Origin of the sequence: Acinetobacter sp. (assembly GCF_049284435.1) — a bacterium.
Taxonomy (GTDB): domain Bacteria; phylum Pseudomonadota; class Gammaproteobacteria; order Pseudomonadales; family Moraxellaceae; genus Acinetobacter.
In genome coordinates, this window is record NZ_JBAPXX010000146.1 from 1 (window position 1) to 6,282 (window position 6,282).

Genomic DNA, 6,282 nt, shown 5'->3' on the forward strand with positions numbered 1-6,282 from the left:
AAATTTTGCTGCAGCAGTTCCCTCAAAGCGAGTCTATCCATAATTTGAGCCAAGGCATTTTGCGTATGCAGCATCTGGTCAACCAGTTATTAAGTCTGGCCAAACAGGATGTGACCGAAGGTTTAAGTGAGCCTGTTCAATTGCTATCACTGAATCAAATGACAGTCACCTGTATCGAAGAACTGATTCAACTGGCACTACAGAAAGAGATTGATTTAGGGGTAGAACAGCAGCAGGAACTGTTGATTCAGGGCCAAGCTTCGGCCTTGCACTCAATCATTTATAACCTGATTGATAATGCAATTAAATATAGTCCGAAGCTTGGCGTAATTAATGTATCGATTTTACAGCAAGGCCGGCAGGCGGTTTTACAGATTGAAGACAGTGGGGCAGGGATAGATCCTGCTCAATTCGCTCAGATCCGGCAACGCTTCTACCGGATTCATAACCATGCAGAAATTGGCAGCGGTTTGGGTTTATCCATTGTAGATAAAGCCACCGAGCGCTTGGGTGGAACACTGGAATTTTCGCGAAGTATTAATCTGGGGGGCCTTTGTGTACAGGTCAAGTTTCCTTTAGGCGAAGCCTAAGCGAATAGGCTTCTGGTTTTTTGGGGTTAAGGTTGCCTGATACTAGAGAGTATAGGAGTGGTCTTTTCTATTGGTAGTTTGTGGCTAAACAACGCATAGCCAATGACATTCATGCACCAGATAATCCAGCCAGTCCACAAATTATGACTCAGGAAATGTGCTCCGCGCATCATTTGTGCCCAGCCCATGGCCAACCCTAAAATTACTGCAGCGATAAGAAGAAAATAAGCCCGCTTGCGGTTAGAAATGCGATAAACAAAATAGCCGGCCATCAAGGCAAAACCGCTGGAGGCATGACCTCCAGGAAAACAGTGTCCAGCAGTGGCACTAAAATCCCACAAAATCCCGTTATGGGCAGGTATGGTCATATCCCAGGGACAGGCATGGGCTGACTGGGATTTTAAAATTCCGATCGAGGCCGTGGCCAGCACCACCATGCTAAAGAAATAGCCAAATTCCCAGCGCCGTTTATGCCAGTTCTGCCATTTCAGTGATGCCAACCAGCCCAGCAATAATGTGATATACACCAGAATCAGCATGTCTTTAACATAGCGATGATTAAGTTCTGCCAGTGCCCATTGTTGCCGAAGGGGAAATTGACCATGATCATCGATAAATGGATAGATGAGCTGTAAGTCAAGCATTCCTCCAATGTCAAAGAAGTTGAGAAGAATCAAAAAACTAAATATCAAAAGTAAAGTTTGAGTCAGTAAAAACCGGGAATGGTCAGTGATCATTTTTAAGTTGTCCATTTCAGGCAGGAGCAAGAGCAGAGGTCAAATCAAATGACCCGCTAAAATGATGCCCCAGGTCACGGCAATTAAACTGAGTGCTACAAACTGAGCCGCACTGCCCATGTCCTTGGCATTTTTAGACAGTTCATGCCTTTCTATGGAAATACGGTCTACCACTGCCTCTATGGCTGAGTTAATCAGTTCAATGATCAGCGCCAACAGGCATACGGCGACCATGAGCGCTTGCTCAACTGGACTAACCGGCATCCAAAAACTTAGAGGAATCAAAATAAGGTTGATCAGCAAAATTTGCCGGAAAGCGGCCTCATTTTGAAAGGCTGTTTTAAAACCAGCCAGGGAATAACGGGTGGCATTAAAAATGCGCTGGATGCCCGAGGTTGCTTTATAAGGTGAGCGGTAGGAAGACATAGAACAGTTTCAGTCAACAAGAGATAGGATTAACTTAAATTTTCAATCTTAAAATGCTCTTAAAAAAACCGGCTGTTCTCTGGAATTTTTATACACACAGCTTTTACATTCTTTTGCACAAAATTAAGAATTTTTTAAGTTTGGACTTCTATCTTGAGTAGCAAGTTAATTTCGTGGTGTGAGCCGAATGATCAAGTTCAGTTTTGATCCTTATTTATCTAGTCAGATTCACTCTATAAATACATATTTCAAGCAGCCTGAATATAAAAAACAAACCCATCACAATAAATTTTTAGTACAAGTACCTCCGGCGTATCCGGTAATTTCAGCACAGGATCAATCGCTACATTTGACGATCAAAACTGTAGAACAAAGCGAGACACCTGAACGCCGTAGCCTGGAACATTTTATTCAGGAAAAATATCAGCAAGTCCATCAGGCCACTGTATCGAGCTTCTCTTCGACCCTGTTTGCCGGTTATCACGGAGCCGAGATGCAGGTTGTGATTGGTATGCAGCATTTAAATAAAGCCTATGCCTTTCTGGAACAGTATCTCGATGAACCCGTTGAAAACACGTTAAGCAAACTGAGCCAGACCCAAGTCAGTCGAGACAAAGTGGTAGAAATTGGCAATCTGGCAGCGCTGGATATGGACAAGGCCAAACTGATGGTGGCGTTTCTGGTTTTTCATCTCTCGCAGCAACGCATCGAATGGGCAGTATGTACAGGAACAGCCGCTGTGCGTTATGTGCTGCAACAGATGGGATTATGTTTTCATGTGCTTGAAAAGGCTGACCCGCAAGTCCTAGGAGAGGCACAGCATCTGTGGGGCAGCTATTACCAGCAGAAACCTTATGTGCTGGCGATTGATGTAGCAAAAGCCCTACAAGTCGCTCGTCAACTTTATCAATTTAGTCATTAAAGCATTTTGCTTGATTACCGAGGCCCAGAATTTAAATGATGACTGCTTTATTTGAACGTATCAGCCTACAAGCACGACAATATCCACAGCGAGAAGCTGTGGTCACCGCACAAGCAACGCTAAACTATGCGGAACTGCAACGGCGGGTAGAATTATTGAGTGCCAGTTTCATGCAGCTTAATCTGCAGCGTCTGGCCTTGTGGGGCATAAATAGTATGGACTGGATTGTGATCGATCTTGCCGCACAAAAAGCCGGCATGACCGTAATACCTATTCCTTTATTTTTTACTGCAGCGCAAGTACGGCATCTACTTTCCGACAGCCAAGCAGAGCTGCTCTGTATTCTGGATGAATCTTTTTCTGCACCAGAATGGTTGTTGAATCCAGCTCAAGACATGAGTGGAAATGAGATCTTTATTACTGGCCAGCTACATGCACGCTTTTTTCAGCTAGAGCAGGCAGTACAGCATTCACCTTCTTTACAAACCCAGCAGCCGTCAAAAATTACCTATACCTCTGGCAGTACCGGGACACCGAAAGGCGTGTGTCTGGCTGAAGACACCATTGAGTCTATTACTCATTCACTGAGCCAGGCACTGTTCAGCAGTCAGCTTGGACGGCATTTGTGCCTGATTCCATTTGCCACCTTATTAGAAAATATTGCCGGCATTTATGTCGCACTGAGCATGGGACGCGCTGTAATTGTTGGCGAGGTGAGCCAGTTCGGCCTGACATCTAATCATACTTTTGATACAGAGCGGTTTGTAAATGCAGTGCAGACCTATCAAATCGAAAGTGTGATTTTATTACCGCAGATGCTGAAATCCATTGTGGAATATAGCGCTGAACACGGGGCTACAAAGTTAAATACCCTGAAATTTATTGCGGTCGGTGGCGGGAAAGTCTCTGCTGATTTACTCAAACAGTGCCAGCAACTTAATCTTCCGGTTTATGAGGGATATGGTCTGTCTGAGTGTGCCTCGGTGGTCAGCCTGAATCTGCCGGGTACATGCCGCATTGGCAGTGTGGGTCAGGTTTTACCGCATGTCGAAGTTGAGATTGCAGCCAACAGCGAAGTAGTAGTGAAGGGCAATGCCATGCTGGGTTATGTCAATGACATGACTGCAACGCCATATATCCATACGGGTGATGCCGGATATTTTGATGAGGATGGCTATTTGTACATTAGCGGTCGCATCAAGCAGATGATTATCAGCAGTTTTGGACGTAATATTTCTCCGGAATGGGTTGAGTCCAACAGTCTGACCGAGCCGGAAATCCAGCAGATTGCCATTTTTGGCGAAGCCCAGCCATATCTGTCGGCCGTGATTTATGCCCCTGATGATACACCAGACCAGCAACTGGTAGCAGCACTTCAGCGGGCCAACAGCCGGATGCCGGACTATGCTCAGATTAAACACTGGTGTAGGTCTCCAGAGCCATTTTCCCTAAACAACCGGATGTTGACCGAAAACGGCAAACTGCGCAGAGAGCAGATTCAGCAAAAGTTTCAGGCTGAACTGATGCCGAACAAGTCCCAACTTATTTTTGCATAGTTCACAGACCCATAGATCTGTCGAATGAGAGAGAGAACAAATGAATATTGCACAGCAAGCTTTGCACACTACACCTAAACAGATTAAAACACACTTGGTAGAACAGGGCTGGGTTTTGTTAAGACATGAACACTATGACGTGACATCGTTTAGTGAACTCATGAATAAGTTATGCCAGCGGCTGACTTATGATCCTGCACGCGAAAATGTCACTCGCCAGTCTCAGAAAGTTGATGCAGGTACCCAGGCCATGGGACTGCATATTGAAAATGGTACGACGCCTTTACCGCCAGATATCATTGCATTTTTTAGTGAAAAAAGTGCTTCGCGCGGTTCGCAGACCACCTTATGTGATGGGCATGCAGTCTGGAAAAATATGTCAGATGCTTTCAAGCAGAAATTTGCCGAGCCGATGACCATTAGCCGTTATTTACCCAAACCGATCTGGCAGAAATATGTGGCCACTGCCTTGAATATTGAAAATACAGAGCAGGTTGGACAACAGGAGCTACAGCGCTTTACCCAGATGATACCCGGACAACGGATCAGTCCCGCACATGATGGGGGAGTGCACTACCATTTAAGTATGCCGATGGTCCGCCATGACAATCTTAAGGGTGTTCCAGCCTTTGCCAATACCTTGCTAGGGCCTTCTTACAATTATGAAAAACCCCGTTTTTATTTTGCAGACGGTTCAGAAATCAGTCCGGACTTACTCGCAGAACTGGCAGAGCGTTGTGAAACCCAGACCTCAGAAATTGACTGGCATGATGGTGATCTGGTGATTATCGACAACAAACGCTTTATGCATGGCCGACGTGAAATTCTTGTGCCACTTGAACAGCGCAAGTTATACATCTGTATGGGACTGGGCTTGAATCCTGACTTTTAAGAAAAGCAGAAAGAGATATCATATTAAAAGATTCAACGATAAGAGAAATGATCTATGTCCAATTTAACAGCAGTTCTTCTAGGTGCGACCGGTGGCATTGGTCAGGCCATTGCCGATATTCTCGGGAAAAATGGCCTGAATCTGGTTCTGGTCGGACGTAATGAACAGACTTTGCGAAAATTAGGTGAAAAACTGGCGCAGCGTTATCCTGATATACAACTGCAAAGGATCTGCTGTGACCTGGCTGAGCAGAAGAGCCGTGATGAGCTGATTCATGCACTGGCCACATTGAATACCCCAATCCACTATTACATCAATAATGCCGGCATCAATGATTTCAGTCTGTTTTCCCAGCAGTCACAGGAAATGATGGAACAGATGATGCTGATTAATGTGGTCTATCCCTTGCAACTGGTGCAAGGCATGATTCCGCTGATGTCTAAAACTCAGCCGAGCCAGATCATTCATATTGGCTCTACCTTTGGCAGCATTGGCTATCCGGGTTATGTCAGTTATTGCGCCAGCAAATTTGCTCTGCGCGGTGCCACCGAAGCGCTTGCACGTGAGTATGCAAAGACCTCAATTCAATTTCGTTATTTTTCACCAAGGGCAACGATAACGGAAATGAATGATGCAAATGTTACAGAGATGAATCAGGCACTGGGAACTAAAATGGATGATCCTGATTTTGTCGCACAAGAGTTTTATCATTTCTTACAGAAAGACTGTCAGTCGTATCAGGTCGGCTATCCTGAAAAGATCTTCGTTAAGGTGAATCAGGTTTTACCCAATATAGTTTCTGGTTCGATTGAAAAAGATCTGGATACTATTTATAGATATGCTGATCGAAGATAGCTTCGGTTTTGGTAATCTACCATTAATAAAAGTTCCCAATCGCTAAACCCCACAATAAACTATCAGCCCAGTTCTATTGGATTGAACTGATTAATTCAACCCACTAATAATCAAATTTTATTTTAATCATTAGAAAGGAATGACCCACAAAATGATGTCGAATATTTCTGGAACCAGAATTCGTACCAAAATTTAAGTGCGAGCATATCTGATTGTTGTGTAGCTAACTCTGAAATCTCAAGACAGATAAAGAATAGGGCAATGGATAAAGATAAAGAGTTGTAGTCGAAGCATCGAACAGTAC

General features: G+C 44.5%; 7 protein-coding genes. 5 read left to right on the forward strand and 2 right to left on the reverse strand.

Translation table 11 applies throughout. From position 1 onward, the window contains the following. On the forward strand, positions 1-590 hold a 590-nt coding region (locus WAK81_RS12970), incomplete at its 5' end, for a sensor histidine kinase (RefSeq protein WP_422197358.1). Between the two features lie 26 nt (positions 591-616). On the opposite strand, the gene WAK81_RS12975 is transcribed toward WAK81_RS12970, so the two are convergent. Both WAK81_RS12975 and WAK81_RS12980 read right to left on the reverse strand, forming a co-directional pair. Then, complete coding sequence (locus WAK81_RS12975) at positions 617-1,327, reverse strand: phosphatase PAP2 family protein (protein WP_422197370.1); 711 nt, start codon at positions 1,325-1,327, stop codon at positions 617-619. Positions 1,328-1,366: 39 nt separating this feature from the next. Then, the gene (locus WAK81_RS12980; protein ID WP_422197360.1) at positions 1,367-1,753 is read right to left on the reverse strand and encodes a diacylglycerol kinase; all 387 of its coding nucleotides are present in this window, start codon (positions 1,751-1,753) and stop codon (positions 1,367-1,369) included. A 187-nt stretch (positions 1,754-1,940) separates the two neighbouring features. Here WAK81_RS12980 and WAK81_RS12985 point away from each other — a divergent pair, with 187 nt between their 5' ends. The 4 genes from WAK81_RS12985 to WAK81_RS13000 are packed head-to-tail and all read left to right on the forward strand — an operon-like array spanning position 1,941 to position 5,978. Continuing rightward, positions 1,941-2,675, forward strand: a complete 735-nt coding sequence (locus WAK81_RS12985) for a thermostable hemolysin (RefSeq protein ID WP_422197362.1) — start codon at positions 1,941-1,943, stop codon at positions 2,673-2,675. 38 nt (positions 2,676-2,713) lie between these two features. Then, positions 2,714-4,231, forward strand: a complete 1,518-nt coding sequence (locus WAK81_RS12990) for an AMP-binding protein (RefSeq protein ID WP_422197364.1) — start codon at positions 2,714-2,716, stop codon at positions 4,229-4,231. 40 nt (positions 4,232-4,271) lie between these two features. Continuing rightward, a complete protein-coding gene (locus WAK81_RS12995) occupies positions 4,272-5,123 on the forward strand; it encodes a TauD/TfdA family dioxygenase (protein WP_422197366.1) in 852 nt (283 codons plus the stop codon). 54 nt (positions 5,124-5,177) lie between these two features. Further along, on the forward strand, positions 5,178-5,978 hold the full coding sequence (locus WAK81_RS13000) for an SDR family oxidoreductase (protein ID WP_422197368.1): 801 nt from the start codon (positions 5,178-5,180) through the stop codon (positions 5,976-5,978). Positions 5,979-6,282 lie beyond the last annotated feature (304 nt).